This is a genomic window from Pedobacter rhodius (assembly GCF_027213645.1).
Taxonomy (GTDB): Bacteria; Bacteroidota; Bacteroidia; order Sphingobacteriales; family Sphingobacteriaceae; genus Pedobacter; species Pedobacter rhodius.
This window is the reverse complement of record NZ_JAPWGL010000003.1, coordinates 810,792-834,598: the sequence shown is the minus strand read 5'-3', so window position 1 is coordinate 834,598 and position 23,807 is coordinate 810,792. Positions and strand designations below refer to the sequence as shown.

The following is a 23,807-nucleotide window of genomic DNA, read 5'->3' as shown; positions in this document are numbered from 1 at the left end:
TTACAAGTTAAATATTATAGTGTCTTTGGGGTCATATAAAAGATTCGAATACGCTAATAATAAAAATTCCTTATCTGAAGGATTTTCAAATTGATGGGCTACCAATGGGGGAACCACAATAGTTATCGGTTCTTCTATGCTCAATTTCAATGTTAACTCTTCTAAAGTAAGAATGTCTTTGAGCTTCAATGTTGCTTCCCCCCCAATGATTGTAAACCATTCTGTGGCCTCTTTATGATAGTGACCACCTCTAATTTGATTTGGCAAACCGCAAACTGTGTATATCTCTCCTGTATAATTGGGCAAACCTTTTTCTGTACCCGTAAGAGTTTTGAAAAGCCAACCTCTTTCATCTTTTAAAAATTTTCGAGGTATAATCTCTATTTTATCTTTTAAAATCATATTTTTTAAAAACATCTGCAATTTGTGTACGGGGTTGATAATCGATCGACTTTTGCAACTTATTGCCATCTAACTTCAGCATTTTCATTCCGACATCCTTACGGGCAAGCTTACCAAATGTATCTTGGGGGAGATCCACAGAGTTAAGTTCAAATAATTTTGAGACTAATTCTCTAACCGTCAATTCCTCTACGCCCTCGATATTATATATCCCACTAATTATATCACTTCTTAATGCACTAAAAATCACTTCCACAACATCTTCAATATATATATACTGACGTACCTGATCCCCCGAGGTGAATCCTAAATCATCATTATAGGCGATTGCCTTGAGCGTGTAAGGAATAAGCCTATTTGCTGATTCATTTTCACCATAAATTGTTGGTAAAATGAAGTGATAAAATTTAAATGGACTAATTGTGGAACTAAAAAACCTTGTTAATAGTCTTTTTGAAACTGTGTAGTCATTCGGAGCGACCAACTGAGATGTTAATAGGTCACCTTCAGAGAACCTTTTATCGTCCAAATTTTCACCGATTTCAAAGTAGGAGCCGAAACTTATAAATATGCCCTCGAATCCATTCAGTTTTAAAGCATTATATATTTTTATAGGAACATTGACATTTAATTCAAATATAACATCTGCACCCTGGTTTAGATTTGCTTGAATGCCTGCCCCTGCGGAATAAATAATTACATCAGATTTAACTAAAGCAGTGTAATCAATTACTTCATCTAACAGATTTATCTTAATATGTCTATTAAACGAATGGTGAATAGGAGCCGATCGACCATAAACATTTAGATCATGACCATTACTATTACAATAAAGGCCAATACTACTAGATAGTAATCCATTTGTGCCAATTAGCGAAACCTTCATATTAACATTAAAATTTTAATTTCTTAGAAAACAGATTATGATAAATACTTCTGCAACACATTTAAAATATAATCATAATGGCTGTCGTTTAGTCCCGGCCAAACACCCAACCAAAATGATTGATTCATAATTATGTCAGTATTTCTTAAATCCCCAACGACACGGTGATTTATGTTTGCATACGCAGGTTGTCTCAGCAAATTACCCCCAAACAAAAGTCGAGTGCCAATTTTTTTTTCTTCAAGATGCTGAACCAGCATGTGCCTATCATTGGAATCACCCTCCCTCAAGGTTAGTAGAAAACCGAACCAAGATGGATCAGAATTTGGTGTTGGCTCTGGAAGGATGAATATATCTTCTAATGTTTTCATCCTTTGATACAATTCAGCATAATTTTCCCTTCTACGTTGAACAAAATAATCTAACTTTTTCAATTGAGACACACCAAAAGCGGCCTGCATATCAGTTACCTTTAAATTAAAACCAATATGTGAATAAGTATATTTATGGTCATAACCATAGGGAAGTGAGCCAAGTTGCTGTCCAAAACGACACCCGCATGTGTCATCCTTGCCTGGCAAACAATAGCAATCACGACCCCAATCCCTAAAACTTTCTGCTAGTTTTGACAACTCAGGATTATTAATTAAAACCGCTCCGCCTTCCCCCATTGTAATGTGGTGAGCAGGATAAAATGAAAACGTAGAAATATCACCAAAAGTCCCTGTTTTTTTGCCTTTGTAAGTTGCGCCTAATGAATCACAATCATCTTCTACAACCCAAAGATTGTATTTTTTTGCCACACGCATCACCTCGTCCAAGTCAAACGGATTACCTAATGAGTGTGCTATCATAATGGCTTTAGTTTTGGATGATACAGCTTTTTCAATGTCTTCTGCTAGAACATTATGCGTAGCAATATCAACATCAACAAATACCGGAATGGCTCCAAATTGGATGATTGGGTTAACAGTAGTTGGAAAACCTGCAGCAACAGTAATTACTTCATCACCAGGTTTTATAGCCCGCTCTCCTAATTTTGGAGATGTTAATGCATAGAAAGCGACCAAATTTGCAGAAGATCCAGAATTTACTAGCAATGACTTAGTCGACCCAAAATATTGAGCAAAATCGTGCTCAAACTGACTTGCAAATCGTCCAGCTGTCAACCACCCATCCATCGTTGCATCGACGCTCAGAAGAATATCTTCTTCATCCAAAACTTTTCCAGTTACTGGTATATAGTTCGTACCTGCTATTATAGTTTGTTTAGTTTTACTTCTCGCTGAAGATCTTATATATTCTTCAAAAGCAGGATCAGTAATATTTTTTAACATATGAATGAATTTTTGTAATATTTGTTTGCAACAATAGTTCCTTACTATTGTTGATTTATCTCTAATTCAGTTAGATGGAAGTATTCGTTTATTTGACGTTCAGTAAACCCCTTTATTTCAGCAGGGTGAGCAGAGAAATGCTGATACCACTCAATTGTCTTCTTTACTGTTGAATCAGCATTCCATTTTGGCAACCATTTCAAATCGGCGGTAGCCTTACTAATATCCAACTTCAACAATCCCGCTTCATGTAGTTGATTGGCGTCTCTCTCAACTCTAAACGTACCTGATCCCCAACATTTAATAGCCAGTTTCAACATTTCCTCTACCGAAAGTGCATCGCTAGAATTAGGACCAAAGTTATATGCATCTCCAAATTTCACAGGTTCAACAGAAAGAGCTGCTCCTAACAACAGGTATCCTCCAATAGGCTCCAATACGTGTTGCCAAGGACGAACGGAACCAGGATTTCTCAAAATAATCTGATTATCCTCTAATAAAGCTTTTGCTATGTCCGGAATCAATCTATTTTTTGACCAATCTCCTCCACCAATAACATTACCTGCACGACCTACTGCTATCCCTTTTTGATGAACGTTATATTTAGAGATATTAAAAAAAGAGTTTCGATATGAATCGATTACCAATTCTGCACAGGCTTTACTTGCACTATAGGGATCATATCCTCCTAAACGATCATTCTCTCTATACGGATAATCCCATTCATTATTGTAATAAACCTTATCTGTAGTAATTAATACAACTGAGCATTTGTTTTCTAATATTCTAACTGCATCTAACAAGTTGGCAGTTCCAATCGCATTGACCTCAAATGTTTCTGAAGGAATTTCATATGATAGCCTTACTAATGGCTGAGCAGCCAAATGAAAGATAAAATCAGGTTGAAAATCAAATACTTCTTTCTTTAATTTCTCACGATTACGCAGATCACCTATTACAGAATGACAAATATCATTCCCATCAATAAGATGATATAGGTCGGATTTAGTTTCAGGCTCTAATGCGTAACCTTTAATTTCTGCACCCAACATATTAAGTGTTTTTAATAGCCAAGCGCCTTTAAATCCAGTATGACCTGTAATTAAAACTTTTTTCCCTTGATAGGTACTTCTTAATTTTTCCATCATATTACCAGATTTTCCATTTTGCTTCTCCACTACTCCATAGCTTTTCAAGCTCAATCCTATCTCTAAGTGCGTCCATTGGTTTCCAAAAGCCAGAATGTCTAAAAGCACTTAATTGACCATCTTGTGCAATTTCCTTTAGTGGTTTATTCTCCCATTGTATATCATCAACTTCCTCTTTTAAATAATCGAATATTCCCGGTTCTAACACGAAGAATCCTCCGTTAATCCACATCCCATCACCTTGAGGTTTTTCAACAAAGTGTTGAACATTGCCATTAGTATCCATTTCGATGTTTCCGAATCTGCCTGGGGTTTGAATAGTCGTTAGGGTAGCTAGTTTTCCATGTTGTTTGTGGAAATTTACTAATTCTTTAATATTTATATCAGCAACACCGTCACCATAGGTTAACATGAAGGTTTCTCCCTCTACATATTTCTGAATTTTCTTGATTCTTCCTGCCGTGTTTGTGGTTAATCCAGTGTCAACTAAGGTTACTTTAAATGATTCAGAATTTGAAAAATGGACATCAACTTTATTTTTTTCAATATCAATAGAAACGTCAGAATTATAAAGGTAATAATTCAGGAAATATTCTTTAATACTTTGGGCTTTATAGCCAAGACACAATACAAAATCATTATAGCCATAAGCCTCATATATTTTCATAATGTGCCATAAAATAGGCTTTCCTCCGATTTCAACCATTGGTTTTGGCCTTGCTTCGGTCTCCTCCATTAACCTCGTTCCGAGCCCGCCTGCTAATATTACTACTTTCATTTTTATAATTCTATGTAAACGTTTTCTGTTAGTGGATGTGAACAACAGAGTAGAAATTCTCCATCGCTTAAGTCACTTCGTTCTTTACTTAAACCAATCATTTTTACTTCGCCAGTCAACACCCTTGCTTTGCAAGTACTACAATTACCCGTTTGGCAAGAGTAAGGTAATTCTATATCGCTGTCGAGTGCTGCCTCCAAAATACTCTTACCTTTAACAACCTCCAAGCCAAAATGGGTGCCATTAAAATCAACAACGACATTTTGTGTTTTTATATCCTTGAAATCCTCAGGATTTTTAACTAATTCGAAATCTTCTGTGTAAATATTTTCAATATCTACCCCCTTACTAGCTAAGGCATCTTTTACAGACTCCTTTAATCCGGGTGGCCCACAAATATAATGTGCTGATAAACTTAAACTTTCATTTTCTTCCAATATTTGTATTGCTCGTTCAAAATCAATTCTTCCCTGGATAATGTGGGGATTATTTTCTTCAATAATAAACTTAGTATGAAAGTGCCTTACAATTAAACGATCCGGATACTTAGATTTCAGTTCTTCTATCTGATTTCTAAAGATAGTGGTATCATGGTTTCTATTACCATAATTCAAATGTACTTTTACATTTTCAATTGAAGATAGAATATATTTTATAATCGAAATTAGAGGAGTAATCCCACTACCTACGCCCCAAAAATAGACATCACGATAAGTAACATCTTCTTCAAATATAAAGTCACCCATAGGAGACATCACCTCTATTGTATCACCCACCTTAACTTCATCATTAATATGATTTGATACAATCCCATTCAAAACGCGTTTTACAGTAACTTCAAGATACTCGTCAACTATGGGACATGAAGAAAATGAATAGGGCCTAATGTAGCGCCTGCCGTTGATCCTGAATATCAATGTCAGATATTGACCGGCAAGATATTTAATCTTTTTTAGTCCGGGTTGTTTAAAACACAAGGTAACTGTATCATTAGTTTCTTGACGCTTATCTATAACCTTGAGCGAGTAATTCATAGCTAAGTTTAAACTTTAAATCTTCCTATAATTTTTTGAAACGTAGTCAAAGGCTTTTCTTCTCCATAAGTACCATAACCGTAGCCATAACCATATTCTTTATTTGAGATATCATTCACAACAATACCAATATTTTTCATTTTACCCGTTTTGTACAAATCATCAACTATTGATAACTGGTCTTTTTTGGTTACTTTTTGTCTAACCAAATAGAGTATTGCATTAGAATATGGAACCAATAACTGGGCATCAGTAATTACTCCAATAGGTGGAGCATCCATTATTATATAATCAAATTGTTTCTTCAATTCTGTAATTAAAGCATCTACTTTATCCGATAGTAATGTTTCAGCGGGGTTTGGTGGTAAAGGCCCTGAAGAAATGATAAACATATTAGTACTGATAGAGATTGGTTTAATAATATCGGAAATTTTGATTTCAGGATTTATTGTGTAATTACTGAATCCAATTCGATTGTCCAAACCCAATTTAGAGGATAAACCTGGCTTCCTCAAATCTAATTCCATTAAAAGTACTTTTTTACCTGATAAAGCAAAGATATTAGCAAGATTTATAGCCGTAAATGATTTACCTTCTCCAGACATACTAGATGTTAGCAAGATAACTTTTTCATCTTTACTCTTCAGATAAAAAGATAAATTCGTTCTAAGTGCTCTAAATTGTTCAGAAATTGCAGATCGACCCTGATTTGCGACTATCAAATTATCAGAAGATTCATTATGATTAATTTCCCCTATAACAGGCACGGAAGTAAGCGCTTCAATATCTACTTTAGTATTTATCGACGTGTTAAATAAATTAGCCAAAAGAATAATAACAATAGGGATTACGAATCCCATAATTAGACTAATGAAATATATAACGTTTTTTTTAGGAGAAATTGGTTCAACTTGTGATTTAGGTGGATCGATTGTCTTAGCAACAGAAATATTGGATGTCTTTGAGATGGCCGTCTCTTCTGCCTTTTGCATAAGAAAAATATAAAGCTCTTGTTTAATGTCTTTATTTCGAGCCAATTTCAAATAATTTTTTTCAACTTCCGGAACAGCTCGGATTTGTCCTTCTGCTTCACTCAATTGAGACCTTAGTTTATTTCGGGTTAAAAGATATGTATTTCTAGTACTTTGAATATTTGAAAGCACCCCCCTTCTGAGCCCACTAATTTGCAAGTCAAGGTTTTTAATGAAGGGGCTGTCTTCAGTATCGCTGATAAGTAATCTGTCTCTTTCAATTAAAAGACTATTATATTGGTTCATCAGGTTAGAGAATACCATGTCTTGAGGCAATAAAGAGGATGGAAAAACTCGCTTATTTTTTGACTCGTCTTTTAAATAAGATTCGAGATCATTCATAATCGAAATTTGGGTTTCGGCTCTTGCCAACTCATTTGTAAACTCACCGGTATTTTGAACCAATAATTTACCTTGTTCACTCATATCAGAAAGTTGATTTCTCTGCTTGTAGTCTTTGACCTGATTTTCTTGATCGCCTAATTCTGAAGCAATAACAGTCAACCGCTCTTTTATAAATTTACCAGTACTATCTGCAATTGCATTTTTATCATCTATATTTGCAGCAGTATACTGAGCAATCAATTCATTCAAAATATCTTCCCCCTTTTTCGGAATTGGATAACTTAAACCCAAATCAATTATTGTTGCCTGTTTACCTGCTTTGACAGATAGCTGCTGCATTAATGTAGCCACCCTTTCGTCAAGAGAGCTTACTTTAACTACATAATGGTGGTTATTGGAAAAATTTTGCCCGGGTTCTTTTGTAAGCATAATAGAGCCAACTCCTGCAACATTAAATACTTGATTCCAAAAAACCTGCTTTTCGAATTTTTTTGTTTTAACAAGAACTTTATTTGCATCTATTTTAGTAATGTTAAAAGCAGTAAAATTTATAGTATCTACACTTTTAATTATATTTAGCTTAAATGGTTTGCTATATAATTCTTCATTAATGAAATTCGATCTTTGATAATAAATAATATTAAGTTGCATCTTCCGCACAACTTTTTCCATCAAAAATCGTGTTTTCAAAATTTCAGTTTCATTATCTACTGAATTACTGGCACCAATTAGCCCTCCTAAGTCCATCAAACTTCCTTTTTTACTTGCTGCGCTTCCATTGTCATTGTCATTAACGAGCAGCTTTGAATTGATTTGATATTGAGGTACAGTGAATCGCAGATAGAAGAACGAAAAAACAAGAAAAAATATTACACTTACTAAAAACCATGACCACTTTTCAAAGAGTTTGTGAAGGATATTTTTAAAATCAATATCATCCTTTTGAATGTCAGCAGTTTGAGAGTCTACTTGAGTATGCATTTATAAAAATTAAAATTATCTAAATGTTGAAATGGCCAATACTAGGACTGACAATATTGATGTTACAATACCAATTGTTTGAATTTGAGCTGCATTATTAGCTGAAACCCTAGCTTTATTTGGCTCTACGTAAATAACATCATTTTGCTTTAAGTAATAAAAAGGGCTATTAAAAATATCTGAAGAATTTAAATTTAACCGGGCGAACTCCTTTTTGCCATTATTATCCCTCACAACCAAAACATTATCTCTTTTACCATAAATTGTCAAATCTCCCGCTAAGCTCAAGGCATCAAGAATTGATACTTTTTCATTGGGTAAGGTATAAGTACTAGGTGCATTAACTTCACCTAAAACACTAACTTTGAAATTAACAAATCTAAGTTGTACATTAGGTTCTTTATAAAAAGCACTTACTTTTTCTCGTACCAATTCACGTGCTTGGTAGGTAGTTAAACCCGAAACCTTTACTTTACCAATTAATGAAAGTTCTACGTCTCCATTTTTATCTACTAAGAAACCATTAACTTGCTGTGCGGCTACAGCAGAACTCGCGCCTCCTCCCAAAACGGTATTTGATGCTGCTTGATTTATAACCGCACCACTTTGTGGATTGAGCGTAAAGATATTTATGCTTAATATGTCATCAGACTGTATGATCGGTTCAACAAATGCAGCTGCATTCTCCAGTTTGGCTTGATTAACTGTCTGTATGTCCTGAAAATACGTGATTTTTTTATTGCTAACACAAGAAGATGTAAAAGCTATTATTAATATAAAAAGAACCCCACTAAGGCGGTAAAAAGAAAAAATGGATTTATTCATAGTTGTAAATGATATTAAAAAAGCATACCTAATTCTTATGATTTTGTATTTATTGCCAAATAAGTAGATAGAAATGCATAGTTTAATACTCCAGCAAACTTAATCATTAAATTGCAATTAATAAAAATGAAAATTATGACATATAGGTTTTAATGTGAAATAGATGCATTTTTATTACTTAAAATTATAGAGTATACCAACCTTAAGATGTAAATTATTAACATCTTGCTTATCCCAATTCCAATAGTCACCCGGAGGGGTGCTATCCTGCCATTGATATTGATAATTAAGTGATCGAATATAGGTTAGCTGGGTATTTAATGAAAACTGCTTGTAAGTCCATGAAAAATTTCCGCCAAATGCTAAATCTACCCAGTGCCTGTTAATGTATTGTCGTCGGTCTGCAGAAGCGTAGGCAAAACTATAAAATAAGTCATTATTGTTTACGGTGCGTTCAAATTGAAAACCTATCCTTTTTAAGCCTTTTACCCAGCTCACATTTAAAGATTGCATATTGCTTCCCGGCCCGATGCCAGCACCCAATACCTGGCCTTTATTGGTGTAGCCATCTAATGCAAATCCGTGTATATACCATGGAGGGGTGTCTCTGGTTTGACTAGTATTACTTTTTTCTAATTGTGTTAATTCAACCCCAATTTGTATAAATTCATCAGGTTTTCTTAAAGGTACTAACTTTCTAAAGCCTACAATATATGCTCTAGTATGCTCTGGTTCGACTAAAGCATCCCTTAAATCGTATGCATGATCATTTCTTCCGTATTCAAAATAAATTTCTGCTTTACTTTCTGGTAAAACATACCTAGTAAAAAATGAAATATACTGATCTCGCTCTGCAGCATCTTCACTATATATTCCCTCAGGGGTAACAAAGCCTACTTTTTCTACCTTTGAGAAAATAGGAAAATAATCACCGAAACTTCTACCCATCTTCGAACGGTTTACTATAAAAGTCCTGTCAAAACCTAAATACAAACCAGGTACCCATTTTGGCTGGTAGGTCAACACAATACCAGAAATATAACGCCACTCATAAGGCTTCTGAACAAGTTCATTTCTTATGGCTAAGGGTACTGTCAAATCATTCTTTAAATTTACGCCCGATTGCTCTAAACGTCCACCAATAATTTGCGTTTCGAACGAACCAATATAGGTTTTAATTGGTCGTATCGTATTTAAGGTTAAATGGCGAAAACCAGAAGCATTGTTACTCATCAATAAGGAATTTCGAACACCAGGACCCCACCATAAATTTTCATTGGAAAATCCGGCAGATAATGGGCCAAAATTTAATCGAACGCTACTTTGACCTAAACTTAATTTAGAATAAGAACCATCATTAAATCTATCTGGCAAATCAACTTGGTTATAATATGTGGTATATGGCGTATTCCAATAAACCCCATTTGGAGCATCTGCCAAGCGTTGAAAACCTTTATTTTCTGCATAAACATATTCTGGTCTGAATTGAATACTTAATGGGCCTATTTTCGCATAAATACCTGCCGAAATTTGTGTTTGATAGCCTTTCGCCTGCACCATCGAACCGTCATTCATGCCGTAAGGATGGTGGGAATTAAACTGTTGTTGCCAAACCACTGGTAAAGCATACACTTCTGTTTTAAGCTTAGGATTCGAATATAACAATTTTATAAAATTGTTCACCGAAAAAGCTGAATCCAACTGTAGGTTGTTCTTATTCGACATAAACATTGGTCGAATCATGTAAGAACTATTAGAACTATCTTTACCCAGCAGCTGTTGCCTTCTATAAGCATCTTCTACGTTTTCCAGCAAACCTACAGGCAGGGTTTGCGCAAAAGAACTTTTACTGAAAACCAAAAGGATTAAAAAAATATAAAGATTCCTCATAGAATAGATTAATGTTTGATAATTAACGTTAAAATGTGTGCAAAGGTATATAAAGTTTTTAAACGTGATGAAGCTTTTCCTCATTGCAGAAAACACATTTATAACGAATATACGTTAATCCATAGAAATCAAGGTTTTATAAGCGGGTTATTCAAACAAATTTTGTCTAATACACTAAGAAAAAAAAATCAAAAAACAATGCTATTATTTTTCCTTGAGAAAAAAACATCGAATTTTAAGGTTTTAAGCGATATATTACGTTTATTTGAGTTTGAATAGATAAGGTTAGATTGATTCCGAAGAAATTGAATATTCCGATTGTAATGTTACATCATGTAGCTGATCAGCCTCACCCGAGTTTGAAAAAATGGTGTATTAGCCGGAATAAATTTCTTGAATTTTTAGATTGCATCGAACAAAATGGCTTAACAACCACAACTTTTCAGGAGATTAGTGAATCAGATTTTAACGAAAAACACTTAAAAAACAAGGTTATTATCACTTTCGATGATTGCGCTGCAGCTTTGTTTGACTTCGCCATTCCCGAATTACTGCGGAGAAAAATGAAAGCCGTATTTTATATGCCTTCAGAGCATATTGACGGTTTAAACATTTGGGACATTGAGGAACATTCGATGATTAGCGTAAAACTGATGAATGCAATTCAGTTACAGCAATTGGTTTCAATGGGTATGGAGGTAGGAAGTCATGGTGAGAAACACATTAAGCTGAATTTAGTGAGCAAAGACCTGGCCTATAACGACATGCTAAATTCAAAGATAACTTTGGAAGGCTTGCTTAACAATAAAGTATATTCTTTCGCCTATCCGTATGGTAAAATTCCTGCACAGCACCAACAACTGTTAATAAAGGCAGGCTATAAATTTGGTTTATCCATTTATAGCCCTTATGAAACAAATTATACCTTACGCCGGTTTGCCATTAATGAACAGGACGATAAACAAACTATAAACATGAAGCTGAACAGTAGGTATAGGTTAATGCGTTTATTTTATGATCCAATCATTTTATTTAAGAATAAGCTTTTTAAGGCTTAAATATACATATTCTCCATTTCTGGCCATTTTCATTCGTCACTTCTTCCCAATCTAAAAAGTTATATTTTTCAGCAAATCTTTTCCAGAGTTGTGCATGTTCAGCATAATAAAACATGGAGATGATAACGTATCCACCCGGGTTTAAAGTTTTATCAAGATAGGACTGCAAATGTTCAACAGGCTTTTTAAAATAGTAAACACATTCATTGAAAATAACAAAATCAAATCTTTCACTCGGCGTAGACTTATTGAAATCCATCTGATCAAAACGATAAGGGGGGAAGGCTTTTCTTGCTTGTTCAACAGCATTTTCTGAAATATCAAAGCCCAGGTAATCGTCAGGGTTTTTAATATCCGATTTAAGGTAATGAAACAAAACACCTTGTCCACAACCCGCATCGAGCACACTGCCTCCACCGTATTGTTTATAAAATTTAACAATTGATTTGTAGTGAAGCGCTTCTGTATCTGAATAAAGATAATCCCAGGCCCCATTTTTAAACTGCTCTTCCCATACATTCTTACCAACCGGGCTTCCAATTCCAAAACGATATAAAAACTTCCTGATGAACTTTTGTCTGAAATAGTAATAAACTTTCTCTGCGGTAACCATATGTTTATAAATTAAACTGTAATAGGAATTTATATATCTAAAAATCCTGATATAGATTTCTGAAAGTACTACGGATACCAATGGTAACCAACGCTGTATTTTGGATGGCAGCAGCAGAAGATTCTCTTCTGTAAACACCACCCAACTCTGCTCGAAGATTATATTTGGGATTAATTAAATAAGAAACTTTTGCTTCGGTAAAAAATAAGTTTGTCTTTATGCCTTGACCAATAAAGTTCCCATAATCCTGAACCCTGGTTTCATAACTAAGAAAAATATTCTTACCATAATTTAATCCTGCGGGATCCTGTCCGTAATTTGCATAAATCATTTGTCCCTGTAAATCGAAGCGCTTGTAACTGTAATTTAGCAAGCCCACAAATTCTCTAAAATTAGCACCAAAAGGATGGGCCAGTGGTTGGTTCATCGCTCCATAATTGGAAACCCTATCGAAATGGGCATATGTATACGGTTTTGCCGTATTGAATTCGGCCAGGTAATTAAGGTTTTGAACCTTAAATAAATCCGAACCCCTGAATCCGATTTGCATGGCAAATTTATTTGCCCAGTAACCCCTGTTTGAAAAAACTTCCCTTGCCGTAAATTCATCAAACATGAACTCTCCATATAGCGTGGTTTTATCTAAAACTTCATATTTTAAGTTGACACCCAAACGCATTTTATCTGGAGAAGTGGTGTTTGCACCTTCAACAGATCGTAGAAAAATAAAAGGGTGCGCATAATTGAAATCAAAGCCTCTTTTTCCTTCAACCTCGGCATCAGCCCAGGTAACCGCCTGGAAAAAACCTGCTGAAAAACGTTTTGTAATGTTCCAGTCTAAATAGTGCGCAGCCATCCATTTACCCCTATCACCTAAACGCCTGTCGGTGGTCAACTTTTCGGCCCCCGGATCGAGCATATAAGCAAAAATGGTTTGATATTGTACATTCCCTAAAGTGGCCCGAAGTCGCAAAAAAGAATAATTGGCTGCTACATCTGATAGCAGCATCGACCGATAACCATCACCAATAAAGTTCTTATCATATCCCAATGCAAGGTTTAAATGCTTATTAGGCGTAAATGATAATAATGCAGTTGCGTAAGACCAATCCTTTGTAACATTACCAAGTTTACCAGTCATTTCACTGGGTACAACCTGGTTCGTATTGATAAAATTGGTTACATAATTTGCAAAAACACCCTGGTTCTCATAAGCATTTGCGTAAAAAGAAAACTTTTCGCCAACGTTGCCTCCTATCTGGAAACCTCTTGTGTTTTTCCAGGTTGTTTTATTTTCATCAAACTCGCGACCGATTTGAAAATCAGGTAAGAAATCTGCGTAAACAACGAAGTCGTCGCCGGTAAAGTTGATTAAATGCTCATCGGTAAGCTTCCTTCTAACCCAGCTCTTTTTATTCAAAGTATCAACACCTAATTGCATCAGGCTTTTAAATTGATTATTCAAGAGACTATCATCGCCATAATAGCCTTTTATAGAACTATGGAAACGCGAGTTTACATCATAAACGGAATTATTTAATTTTTGATAAAACTGAAAAGAATAAGGGATATTTTGATTTGGTGTTTGTGCCTGTGCAAACTGAAGGCGAAAAACAAGCAAAATGGCCAGGGAAAAAACAAATCTAAGCATGGTTTTAGTTTGTTTCATCGGCATGGTCGAGTTCTTCATAAATAGAATTGTTGCTTTTATATTCCTGTACCAGTTCTTTCATCATGACGACCACTTGTCGGTTTTCATTTAATTTGGCACAGTCAATTAATCTGTAAATTTGTTTTTCAACATCATTAAATACATATTCCCTTACCTTACCGATCATAATTTTGTGATGGTGGGTAGGCATGGTATTTTCATTATCATTGAGAAGTTCTTCAAATAATTTTTCTCCTGGTCTTAACCCTGTGTATTGAATTTTGATATCCTGATTTGGAATCAAACCGGCCAATCTGATCATTTTTTTGGCTAATTCTACAATCTTAACCGATTTACCCATGTCAAAGATAAATATCTCACCTCCTGAGCCCATGTTTCCCGCTTCCAGTACTAACCGGCAGGCTTCGGGAATGGTCATGAAGTATCGGGTTATTTCAGGATGCGTAACCGTTACAGGCCCTCCCTTTTCGATTTGTTGCTTAAACCTTGGAATAACCGAACCACTTGATCCCAAAACATTTCCAAAACGTGTCGTGATAAACTTAGTAATTGGTTTCACTTCAATTTCATTGATATAACTTAAACCATTGCTAAAAATATGGTTGTGATCACTAAGGGTATTATTTAAGGATTGCACATAAATTTCTGCAATACGCTTAGACGCCCCCATAACATTTGTTGGGTTTACGGCTTTATCTGTCGAAATCATTACAAATTTACGCACACCATATTTGATTGATAAATCGGCAACAATCTTGGTTCCAGACACGTTTGTTTTTATGGCCTCACTTGGATTGTCTTCCATTAAAGGCACGTGCTTATAAGCGGCGGCATGATAAACATATTGGGGCTTGTAGGTTTTAAAAAGGTGCTCCATTCTTTTATTATCTCTCACATCACCTACAAATGCGTGAAAATTATAGCTATGGTTATTTTCTTCAAGCTCCAGGTAAAGCTCATGTAAGGCTGTTTCAGACTGGTCGTTTAATATGATCAAGCTGGGTTCGAACTTCAGCAATTGCCGAACAATCTCGCTTCCGATAGAACCCGCAGCTCCGGTAATCAGAACCCTTTTATTTCTTAATTGGTTTCTTATTCCTTCAACATCAATTTCAATACTCTTACGATTTAACAGGTCTTCAATATTAATATTTTGTATTTGTGAAGTCTGCAATTTACCATCTATCCAAACATTAGAGGGCGGAATATTCAGAACGGTTACATCATGCTCTAAACAGGCATCGACAATTTCGTTTTTTCTATCAACGGGAATACTATAAGCTGCAAAAATAACTTCATCAACTTCATGTTCCGCAATAAGTTTTTCTAAATTCTTTGCTTCCAGAATCCGGATACCATCAATTGTTTTACCAACTTTACGTTCATCATCATCAACAAATGCAATAATATTTTTGTTAACACGATTATCATGGTCGAAAGTACGTTTCGTAGCCACCCCAGCCTCACCTGCGCCATAAATAATTACCCGGAGTTTGTCGAGGTGAAGATTTTTTATGTAAATGAAGAAATATTTGGCCAATATTCTATAGGTTATGAGCATTACAAAGCTGACAAGGCCATTCACAACAATGATAATGTTGGAAATGAGTGGCTCAGTTAAAAAAGTACCCATCACCAAATTAGCTCCAAAAAGAATAAAATTGCTGATTAAAACAGCAAATAAAATGCGAAAGGTATCCTGAGCACTGGTGTAACGTATAATACCAGAATAGGATTTCACATTTAGAAATACACCAATATTAATAATAGTTGTAATTAAAATATTCCGTCCGAAAGAAGAGAATACTACACCGGTAAGATCGAAATTATATTTAATGAAGTAAGCTATCCCTAAAGAAACAAGGCAGATTACCAAATCAATGATAAATATAAGCCAGCGGGGTACGATATTGATTTTGCTAAACAAAGTATTTCTTAATTGTTAGTCTATACCAGCATTCTTTGTTAATCGCCGATAACCTTCGAAAACAAAGCGCAATATAACAATAAACATGCCTAATATCGATAAAATGATAAGAAGATAAGCTAAAGAGCTGAATGGAAACCGAATTAAACAAAAGTTAATGCCCAATTGTACCATACTGTATAAGATGGCGACTGCCAAATGAGGCATTTTTTTCTCATTTACTAAAAATTGATAAAAATGTTTACGATGCGCTTCAAAAATATTTTCTTTCCGAATCAACCTAAACATTATGGTACTAACCACATCCAAACCATAGACTAAAAGCAGCATGATGTAGGTGATGTTCTGAGTGCTTATTATTAACTGCAACAGAAAAAAAACCAATATAAAGGCAAGGCTTATGCTACCCACATCGCCGGCAAAACATTTAGCTTTTTTACGGAAATTGAAAAAATTGAAGACAAGAACCGCCATAATTGCACAAAGAATTAAGTTCGAATCGGTAAATTCCACTGTCTGGTTAATATATAAAAGCGAAATGAGCGTTATCAAACCATATCCTCCTGTTATTCCATTGATGCCGTCCATAAAATTGACCGCGTTTATTGTACCAATCACAAAGAAGAAAGCCAGGAAGATAAAATACCATTGCAATTCAAAAACCTGTAATTGATAAAAGAGCAATGCAACGGCAGCTAAGTGAAAAAACAAACGGATTCGATTAGCAACCGGCTTGACATCATCGATAAAACTAATGAGGCTGATTAGAACCAGGCCTGCTACAAACCAAAAATTTTGAAAGCCAAAAATCGGAAATTGTGTTAAAATCGCTATTGGAAAGATGATGCCACCACCCCTTACGATATGATCGGTATGAGAACTTCTTCTGTTAGGTTTATCAATTATCTTAAATTTCTCTGCTGTTTTAATATAAAGCAGCATTAGAAAAAAGAGCACCACTAGAAGAATTAAAGAGATGGTAAAATTCATATTTTAAATCGTTCAAGTACAGGCTCAGGCTTCCATCCTAACGCTGTTCTCGCTTTATCATCTGCAAAGGTAAGATCTTTAGTAATTTTACCGAGTTTTTTGCTGTTAATTGGGGCTTTATTACCAATTAAATCACCTCCGAATGCCATCAGTTTCGCAAACCAAAGCGGGATGTTAAAGGGATTGGGCTTATTTAATTGCTTTGAAATAACTTCAGAAAGTTCCGCGAAAGAAGGGTGATGACCATCAGTAAGATTATAAATACCCCCTTTTTGTGAAGCCTTTAAAATTATTGAAACAACATCCTCCCGCATGACCATGCTTTTTTTTGCTTTTCCTCCAGCGATATTAACATAATAGCCCTTCTGAATTCCCTTTATCATTGCACGGAGATTTCCCGGAGGATTTGAGCCGGCCAGAAGCGGTAAACGCAAAATTGTACAGTTAATTTTATTTAACTCACACCAGTCGATGATAAGCTTTTCGGCTCCAATTTTACTTTTACCATAAGCATCGTTGGCAGACAATGGAAAACTTTCATCTATAAGAATACCTTCCTCAGCACCATAAACAGCAATTGAGCTGATAAAAACAAATGACTCTGGTAACGTGGCAGAACGTTCCAGGGTCTTGAGCAAATTCTCAGTACCTTTAACATTAACATCAAAAAACTCTTTTTCCTGTGCTTTGGTTTTAGGTACGGAATGTGCTTTCCCGGCCGCATGAATGACTAAATCGGCCTCAGGCAAAACAGGGATGACTTTTTCGAGATGTGCAATTACCTCACAATTACTCCTGCCAACAGTGACTACTTCATGACCTTCAAAATGACGTTGAATAGCTAATCCCAAAAATCCTGTAGCGCCGGTTAAAAGAATCCTCATTTTATAAATTGAATTAATCGTTTAAGTATCCTTTTAGGCATAAGCAAAAATGGCGCTTTCAAATGATTATTTTTCCAGGCCTTCAGAATTTCTTTATTACCATCGATAATATTTTTCACGCTGCCATTAGTCGCACCGCCTAATCGCATTTTTACAAATAACTTGTCAATATATTTACTCTTGAAATTATGTAATTTAAACAGGCGGAGCATAAATTCATAATCTGCCGCCAACCTCATCTTTTGATTAAAAGTGCCTACCCTGGCATACACTTCTTTCCTTATAAATAAAGATGGGTGTGGCGGGACGTGACCATCCTCAAAAAAATTGGGGTAGTAACTTTTGGATTGCCACTTCCGAACCACCTGGTTTAAATCGTTACTTTTCACATAAACCAGGTTTCCGTAAACCACATCAATTGTTGGCTCGTTGAACTCCTGCATGATGTTGCTCAATACGTTATTATCTGCATACACATCATCAGAATTTAATATACCGATTACATCTCCGGTTGCTAAAGCTATGCCTTTATTCATCGCATCGTATATTCCCCCATCAGGCTCTGATACAATTCTACTGATAGATGAGGCATATTTATTAATGATTTCGAGGGTATTATCAGTCGATTTTCCATCAATAATAATATATTCTACGTCCTTATAAGTTTGATTTAATACGGATTCAATTGCCGTCGAAATTGTCGACTCGTTATTAAAAACAACGGTTATAATGGATATCTTCATAACCCTAAACTTTGATAAACAGCTTTTGTTTCTGCATAACTTTTTTCCCACGAAAACTTCTGAGCCTGTAAAAATCCTTTATCAACAATTTGCTGTCGCTGGGCGTCAACAATATTAATGGCCTGAGCAAACTGTTGAAGATCTAAATCGTTAACCAGTATTCCGGCATCACCAGCTACTTCAGGGATTGATGAGCTATTCAACGCAATAAAAGGCACACCGGCTTTCATAGCTTCCAACAATGGAATGCCAAACCCCTCGTAGGCAGAGGGATAAATTACAGAAAAAGCATTGTTGTACAATTCATTAAGCAATTGATTATCAATACCCGAAAAGAGTTTCCACTTTCCTTTCAACTTATTGTTTAATTCATCCGTCTCTTTTTTATTCAGCGCGGAACCAACAATAAATAAATCAAAATCGCTATGCTGCTTAACCACATCAATTGTAAAGCTGAAGTTTTTATAATAAGCTCTTGAACCGATAAATAGTAAATAAGGTTTCTTAGCTATAGATTTATCTTTTAACGGATAAAAATCTTCTGAAACACCATTATAAATAACCGCTATGTTTTGTGAAGATAAATGTGGATGATACTCAAGTAAATCGCGTTTCGTGTTTTCTGAAACGGTTATAATTTTAGCTGCAGCATTTATAGATTTATTTTTCTGATGTAAGTGCAGGTAGCGCCTTATTCCTCCATAAAATTTTTCATGCACAAAATCATGAATGGTCACCACCTGCCTTGCTTTTGGGTTATTCGTTACCCTATTGTAGCTGGAATGAAAGATAAACTCAGTTTTAAATGGCAATGAGATGCGTTGAAAACGGCTGATAAGTGTTTGTTTATGCTTATTCTGGAAAATGCAATGTGGAGGAATAGACAAAGTTTTTCTTGCCACATTATGATTAAAGGATTCAGTAAAGGAAATATCTTCCTTGTCTTGCAACAACCTCGAAGTTAATTCCGACCAATAAGTGGAAATGCCACCTGCACGTTGCAGGCTGTATATCAGATTATCGTAATGTATCTTCATTTTTTCGAAGATTTATAAATGGCATCAATAACCTTTTTGCGGTAAAGAAACAATGTATAAATATAAACCAGGTTCTTTCCAAGGCCAATTTTAAATATCCCAAATTTAAAAAGCGTTTTTAGCAAGTTAAAGAAGCCTGATTGGTATGAAGACAAGAAACCGGATATTAATCGTTTATTTTCCGGAGATAACTTATCAGAATAATGCTCATAAAATGACTTAACGAGCGCATAATTTTGAGTTAGTGGTTTTATCATTACTGAAGTATTTCTAAAATAGCGATCGAAACGGCTGGAAAACCCCATGTTTTCTACGTTTCCGCTAACGTTATTTTGATGTTGTCGGTATAACACCAAATCTTTGTTTATTAAAGAAATACGACCAAAAGCACTAACAACCAAAGCAATATAATAATCGTGATTTACAGATTCTGGTGGAATGTGCTTTATCAAGTCAACAGCTGCCCGATTTAAAATCATGGTGCAGCCCCATGCATAGTTTTCGTTAAGTAAAACCCTCAAAGTCAATTCAGCTGGTAATTTTAATATCCTATCAATCGGATTATCCTCCTCATCAATAAATTCAAAACTACTGTATTTTGCCAACGGTGTAGTAAAACCATAAACTTTTTCATCTTCCTTAATCTCCTTTAAAGAAAGTTCAATCTTATCCGGCAACCATATATCATCCTGGTCGGCAAAGAGTATATATTGTTTGTTTTCCTGACAGGCCCAATCAAATAATTGCGAAAAATTACGACATGCTGTTCCGTGTAAATCACCAAATTTCAATTGCCGTAATCGTTTATCCTTACTTAAATATTCGGTAATAATTTTTTGAGTAGTATCTGTAGAATTATCATCTCTTATCACCAACTCCCAATTTTGGTAGGTTTGAGCCAATATACTTTCTAGTTGAGCAATCAGATATTTACCGCCATTATATGTCGCCATTAAAATTGTTAACAATGGTAGCTCACTCATGTTATTTTATTGCTATTCGATTTACGATAAAGAAAAAAGCCACAAAGAACATATGAAAGAAATTGGTGAAGGCGCACATGAAAATACAAAAGATAAATAACGACCATTCTACAATATAATATTCGCCATTTTTTGCCAGATAATTTTTAAAAGAGTTCATTGAGAATAAACCGTAAAGAAAGTTTAATCCAATAACACCAAACCATCTGAAATCTAAATACGGATCAATCATATAAGTTCCTATTTTTGTATAAGAACTATAAAGAAGAGGATAAAGTGCATTTTTATCTGCAGGTAAAAGTGTTATCACAGGCCTGGCAGTATAGGCGCCGTAGCTCACATAACCATCACGAATGGCATCATGAACGATAGCATCACCTGCCGAAAAGTTAACACCACCATATAGGGAAAGATAAGTTTCGAGAATATTAGTAGGCTTGGTGATGTCTCCGTAATCTCTAAGGAAATCGTTTACTGAAATTGAATTGGCATTTTCATCAGAACTACTTCTTAATTGCCCTAAAACGATAAATAAAACGACACAAACCGCACCTATTGAAAACAATTTTAAAAATGGAATTCGTTTATAATAGCTGTATGCCATTAATAATGAAAAGAAGAACAGAACAATGATTTGTCTACTGAAAAAATTCAGAATTATAAATCCACAAACACAGGTGAGCAACAAAAACTGCCAGAAACGTATCGTGCCCTTTTTATACGTTATGAAAAACATGGCTGGCAAAACAGAATTCAAAACTATAAAATTATGTAATGGAGTTACTTCATTTTCGTTAAGTTCTTCATAAACAGCGGCATTGGCAAGATTGAAAACCGGCAAATAACCTAACTGACCAACTTCCAACGCAAATACGCCAATTCCGGCAATGAATAGGAAAAGTAAAAAAAACAGGCTGATTCTTTGGCTCAGTGGCGGGATAATATTTTGAAAATTAAATGCAAAAGTTTTCATGGCTACCAGCCCACCTATGATAAATGAAGCAATGCTAAACGTAATTATTAAAATAAAATTTAAATCATAGCCTACTTGTCTGTCAGAGATGATGAGAAATGAAAACCCGGCTATATAAATGAAAAAACTATATATCGTAAATGGGTTAATAAACTGTTTGAATCTCACAACAGAAAAAACAGATACAGACTCAGCAAGGATTAAAAAAATACCATAAGGAATCAATTCCTCCGCTGTACAACCCCACGATGCATACCTGCTTATCAATAATGCGTCAACTATCAAAAGAGCGCAGATTATAAGTATTAATACATAAGGTTTACTTTCCATTAAGATATTGCACTTTTATAAATCCTAACACCTAATTTAAATAGTGCTCTTGTAAGTAAATTGAACTCACCAACGGGATTTTTAGCAAAACTACTTAAAATATATCTCATGCCGTTAGCGATATTAAGAGAACGGACCTCATGTAAGGCAAGTAGTTCTGAATTCAACTTCCTCAATTGTTCTAATTCCTTATCTGCTTCGGAGCCACTCAATGCAGACTCAATCTCCCTCCGAACAATAACCTCACCTTGAAACATTTTCGAGTGATTGTTCATCGCACTTGCATGATGAACCCTGATGCTGGTGTATGACTTAATATTGTCGTCGTAAACAAACTTTCTACAGATTACACCAACCTTAAACCAAAGCAACCAATCTTCATTATTTTTCAGTTCAGTATCAAATAGACCGGCTTCAAGAAGAATGTCCTTTTTTACCAGCGGACTGCCTATGGTAACAATATTATTTTTAACCATTCGCTTTAGAAGAGCAGAACCATGAAGCGTTTCTTCAGCTAAAAAACCGTTTGGGTACCTATCTATTAATTTCCTTCTTGAATTATCATCCGTAAAAAACACTGATTTTGAAAAGACTACACCGGCGATACCCGATTCAAGAAGTGAAACCTGAACCGCTAATTTATCTACGCTTATCAAATCATCGGCATCCAAAAATTGAACATACTTTCCAGCAGCAATGTTAACTCCTGTATTCTTGGCAACAGATGTGCCTTCATTAACTTTTTTGATGTAGGTAAATGAATATGTTGAATGGCAGTTAATAAAATCCTTAACTATGTCTTCCGTATTATCCGTCGAACCATCATCAACAATTATACACTCCCAGGCATCGTAACTTTGACCTAAAACACTTTCAAGGGTTTCTGTTATAAGCTTAGCATAGTTGTAGGTAGGAATAATGATGCTGACTAAAGGTTTGTTCATAAAACCTCCTCAATTTTCGCCTTCATAATTGTCCATCTGTTTTGCCATTGATGTTTAGCCAAAACTTCTTTATAATTTCTTTCAATTAAAGGCAGGTAGCTTTCGTAGTTGTCCAGAATCTCAATGATTTGAGATGACGCATTTTCCATATCGATTTCCACAACCGGATTGTATCCAAATATCTCTTCCATATCTGATGGTAAAGAACCCACTACTAGACATCTAGAGGCCATGGCTTGCAAATACCTTAGCGTCATTGAAGAAATAAATTCAGATCGTTCTGGATTGGTAATATTTGAGGGCACACAAATTACTATTTTAGAAGATGCTAAGGCGTCAGTAAATGCTGCTTTATCAGCAAAAAGAAAATACTTATCAGGCGTTCTGTACACATGATTCTTTTTATTCAAAGCCAATGTGCCCTTTATCAACTCATGGTATTCATCGTACATTCGGCCAAACTCAAGCACATCGATAGTACGTTCAATATAACTTTTATAACTATAATCGCCTGCAATCAATGCTTCCGGAACCCAGCTCGCTTTACATTTAATATGTCCGTATTTTTCATTAAAAATTTCCCAAACCTGTTTCGAAGAGAAAAAAACATATTTAACGCTAAAAAAATCAAGTAAAGGAAATATCCAGGAATGAAACCTTGGCCAAACATCATACATGTAAATAAAATTGTTTGATGATGAAAAAGAAGAAGGAATTAACAACCTAAAATCTCCACTAATCATGGATGCAAAGTTTACGACCTGCCGGTCATAAATCTTTGGCTGCAACTTAAAAAGTTTTGGAAAAAGAATCAGTTTGCGGACCAGAAATGTTTTAAAACGGGAAAATCTAACCAGAATGCGTTGAGGGCTAAACCCTGCTGAATCTTGTTCGATGGTGCGATACAATTCATCGATACAATCAAGAAAGTATTCATCATCGTTAGATTGCAGCAATCGCATTTTTATTCCCATAGATTACAAATGTGCAAATTTT

21 protein-coding genes are annotated in these 23,807 nt (G+C 35.1%); 1 reads left to right on the top strand and 20 read right to left on the bottom strand.

Annotated features, from left to right (window positions below):
- The 9 genes from O0931_RS13715 to O0931_RS13675 form a co-directional block, all read right to left on the bottom strand.
- A complete protein-coding gene (locus tag O0931_RS13715) occupies positions 1-402 on the bottom strand; it encodes a polysaccharide biosynthesis C-terminal domain-containing protein (RefSeq protein WP_269416143.1) in 402 nt (133 codons plus the stop codon).
- A complete protein-coding gene (locus tag O0931_RS13710) occupies positions 386-1,288 on the bottom strand; it encodes an NAD-dependent epimerase/dehydratase family protein (protein ID WP_269416142.1) in 903 nt (300 codons plus the stop codon). Before O0931_RS13710 ends, O0931_RS13715 begins: the two co-directional genes overlap by 17 nt.
- Before the next feature lie 35 nt (positions 1,289-1,323).
- Positions 1,324-2,625 carry a lipopolysaccharide biosynthesis protein RfbH gene (gene rfbH, locus O0931_RS13705; protein WP_269416141.1) on the bottom strand — a complete coding sequence of 434 codons (1,302 nt, stop codon included), beginning with the start codon at positions 2,623-2,625 and terminating at the stop codon, positions 1,324-1,326.
- A 44-nt stretch (positions 2,626-2,669) separates the two neighbouring features.
- The gene (rfbG, locus tag O0931_RS13700) at positions 2,670-3,773 is read right to left on the bottom strand and encodes a CDP-glucose 4,6-dehydratase (protein ID WP_269416140.1); all 1,104 of its coding nucleotides are present in this window, start codon (positions 3,771-3,773) and stop codon (positions 2,670-2,672) included.
- 1 nt (position 3,774) lies between these two features.
- The gene (rfbF, locus tag O0931_RS13695) at positions 3,775-4,551 is read right to left on the bottom strand and encodes a glucose-1-phosphate cytidylyltransferase (protein ID WP_269416139.1); all 777 of its coding nucleotides are present in this window, start codon (positions 4,549-4,551) and stop codon (positions 3,775-3,777) included.
- A gap of 2 nt (positions 4,552-4,553) precedes the next feature.
- Complete coding sequence (locus O0931_RS13690; RefSeq protein ID WP_269416138.1) at positions 4,554-5,585, bottom strand: ferredoxin--NADP reductase; 1,032 nt, start codon at positions 5,583-5,585, stop codon at positions 4,554-4,556.
- Positions 5,586-5,593: 8 nt separating this feature from the next.
- Positions 5,594-7,942: a GumC family protein gene (locus O0931_RS13685; RefSeq protein WP_269416137.1), complete on the bottom strand. Its 2,349-nt coding sequence runs from the start codon at positions 7,940-7,942 to the stop codon at positions 5,594-5,596.
- Between the two features lie 15 nt (positions 7,943-7,957).
- Positions 7,958-8,767: a polysaccharide biosynthesis/export family protein gene (locus O0931_RS13680; protein ID WP_269416136.1), complete on the bottom strand. Its 810-nt coding sequence runs from the start codon at positions 8,765-8,767 to the stop codon at positions 7,958-7,960.
- 174 nt (positions 8,768-8,941) lie between these two features.
- A complete protein-coding gene (locus O0931_RS13675) occupies positions 8,942-10,657 on the bottom strand; it encodes a capsule assembly Wzi family protein (RefSeq protein WP_269416135.1) in 1,716 nt (571 codons plus the stop codon).
- A 323-nt stretch (positions 10,658-10,980) separates the two neighbouring features.
- Between O0931_RS13675 and O0931_RS13670 the strand changes: the two genes are divergently transcribed.
- Positions 10,981-11,715 (top strand): polysaccharide deacetylase family protein, encoded by a 735-nt coding sequence (locus O0931_RS13670; protein WP_269416134.1) that lies wholly within the window; start codon positions 10,981-10,983, stop codon positions 11,713-11,715.
- Here the strand turns inward: O0931_RS13670 and O0931_RS13665 are convergent.
- The 11 genes from O0931_RS13665 to O0931_RS13615 are packed head-to-tail and all read right to left on the bottom strand — an operon-like array spanning position 11,705 to position 23,785.
- Positions 11,705-12,328, bottom strand: coding sequence for a class I SAM-dependent methyltransferase (locus O0931_RS13665; RefSeq protein WP_269416133.1), 624 nt, complete (start codon positions 12,326-12,328; stop codon positions 11,705-11,707). The two genes, O0931_RS13670 and O0931_RS13665, sit on opposite strands and share 11 nt — an antisense overlap.
- A gap of 37 nt (positions 12,329-12,365) precedes the next feature.
- Positions 12,366-14,018, bottom strand: coding sequence for a gliding motility protein RemB (locus O0931_RS13660; RefSeq protein WP_269416132.1), 1,653 nt, complete (start codon positions 14,016-14,018; stop codon positions 12,366-12,368).
- The gene (locus O0931_RS13655) at positions 13,984-15,927 is read right to left on the bottom strand and encodes a polysaccharide biosynthesis protein (protein ID WP_269416131.1); all 1,944 of its coding nucleotides are present in this window, start codon (positions 15,925-15,927) and stop codon (positions 13,984-13,986) included. The genes O0931_RS13660 and O0931_RS13655 overlap by 35 nt, the downstream gene beginning before the upstream one ends.
- A gap of 15 nt (positions 15,928-15,942) precedes the next feature.
- Entirely contained in the window at positions 15,943-16,917 is a 975-nt protein-coding gene (locus O0931_RS13650; RefSeq protein WP_269416130.1) for an MraY family glycosyltransferase, read from the bottom strand.
- Positions 16,914-17,801, bottom strand: a complete 888-nt coding sequence (locus O0931_RS13645) for an NAD-dependent epimerase/dehydratase family protein (protein ID WP_269416129.1) — start codon at positions 17,799-17,801, stop codon at positions 16,914-16,916. Before O0931_RS13645 ends, O0931_RS13650 begins: the two co-directional genes overlap by 4 nt.
- On the bottom strand, positions 17,798-18,544 hold the full coding sequence (locus O0931_RS13640) for a glycosyltransferase family 2 protein (RefSeq protein WP_269416128.1): 747 nt from the start codon (positions 18,542-18,544) through the stop codon (positions 17,798-17,800). Before O0931_RS13640 ends, O0931_RS13645 begins: the two co-directional genes overlap by 4 nt.
- On the bottom strand, positions 18,541-19,581 hold the full coding sequence (locus O0931_RS13635; protein WP_269416127.1) for a glycosyltransferase family 4 protein: 1,041 nt from the start codon (positions 19,579-19,581) through the stop codon (positions 18,541-18,543). The genes O0931_RS13640 and O0931_RS13635 overlap by 4 nt, the downstream gene beginning before the upstream one ends.
- Positions 19,578-20,564, bottom strand: a complete 987-nt coding sequence (locus O0931_RS13630; RefSeq protein WP_269416126.1) for a glycosyltransferase family 2 protein — start codon at positions 20,562-20,564, stop codon at positions 19,578-19,580. The genes O0931_RS13635 and O0931_RS13630 overlap by 4 nt, the downstream gene beginning before the upstream one ends.
- Before the next feature lies 1 nt (position 20,565).
- Positions 20,566-21,822 (bottom strand): O-antigen polymerase, encoded by a 1,257-nt coding sequence (locus O0931_RS13625; RefSeq protein WP_269416125.1) that lies wholly within the window; start codon positions 21,820-21,822, stop codon positions 20,566-20,568.
- Between the two features lie 44 nt (positions 21,823-21,866).
- Positions 21,867-22,811: a glycosyltransferase family 2 protein gene (locus O0931_RS13620; protein WP_269416124.1), complete on the bottom strand. Its 945-nt coding sequence runs from the start codon at positions 22,809-22,811 to the stop codon at positions 21,867-21,869.
- Complete coding sequence (locus O0931_RS13615; protein ID WP_269416123.1) at positions 22,808-23,785, bottom strand: glycosyltransferase; 978 nt, start codon at positions 23,783-23,785, stop codon at positions 22,808-22,810. Before O0931_RS13615 ends, O0931_RS13620 begins: the two co-directional genes overlap by 4 nt.
- Positions 23,786-23,807: the final 22 nt, after the last annotated feature.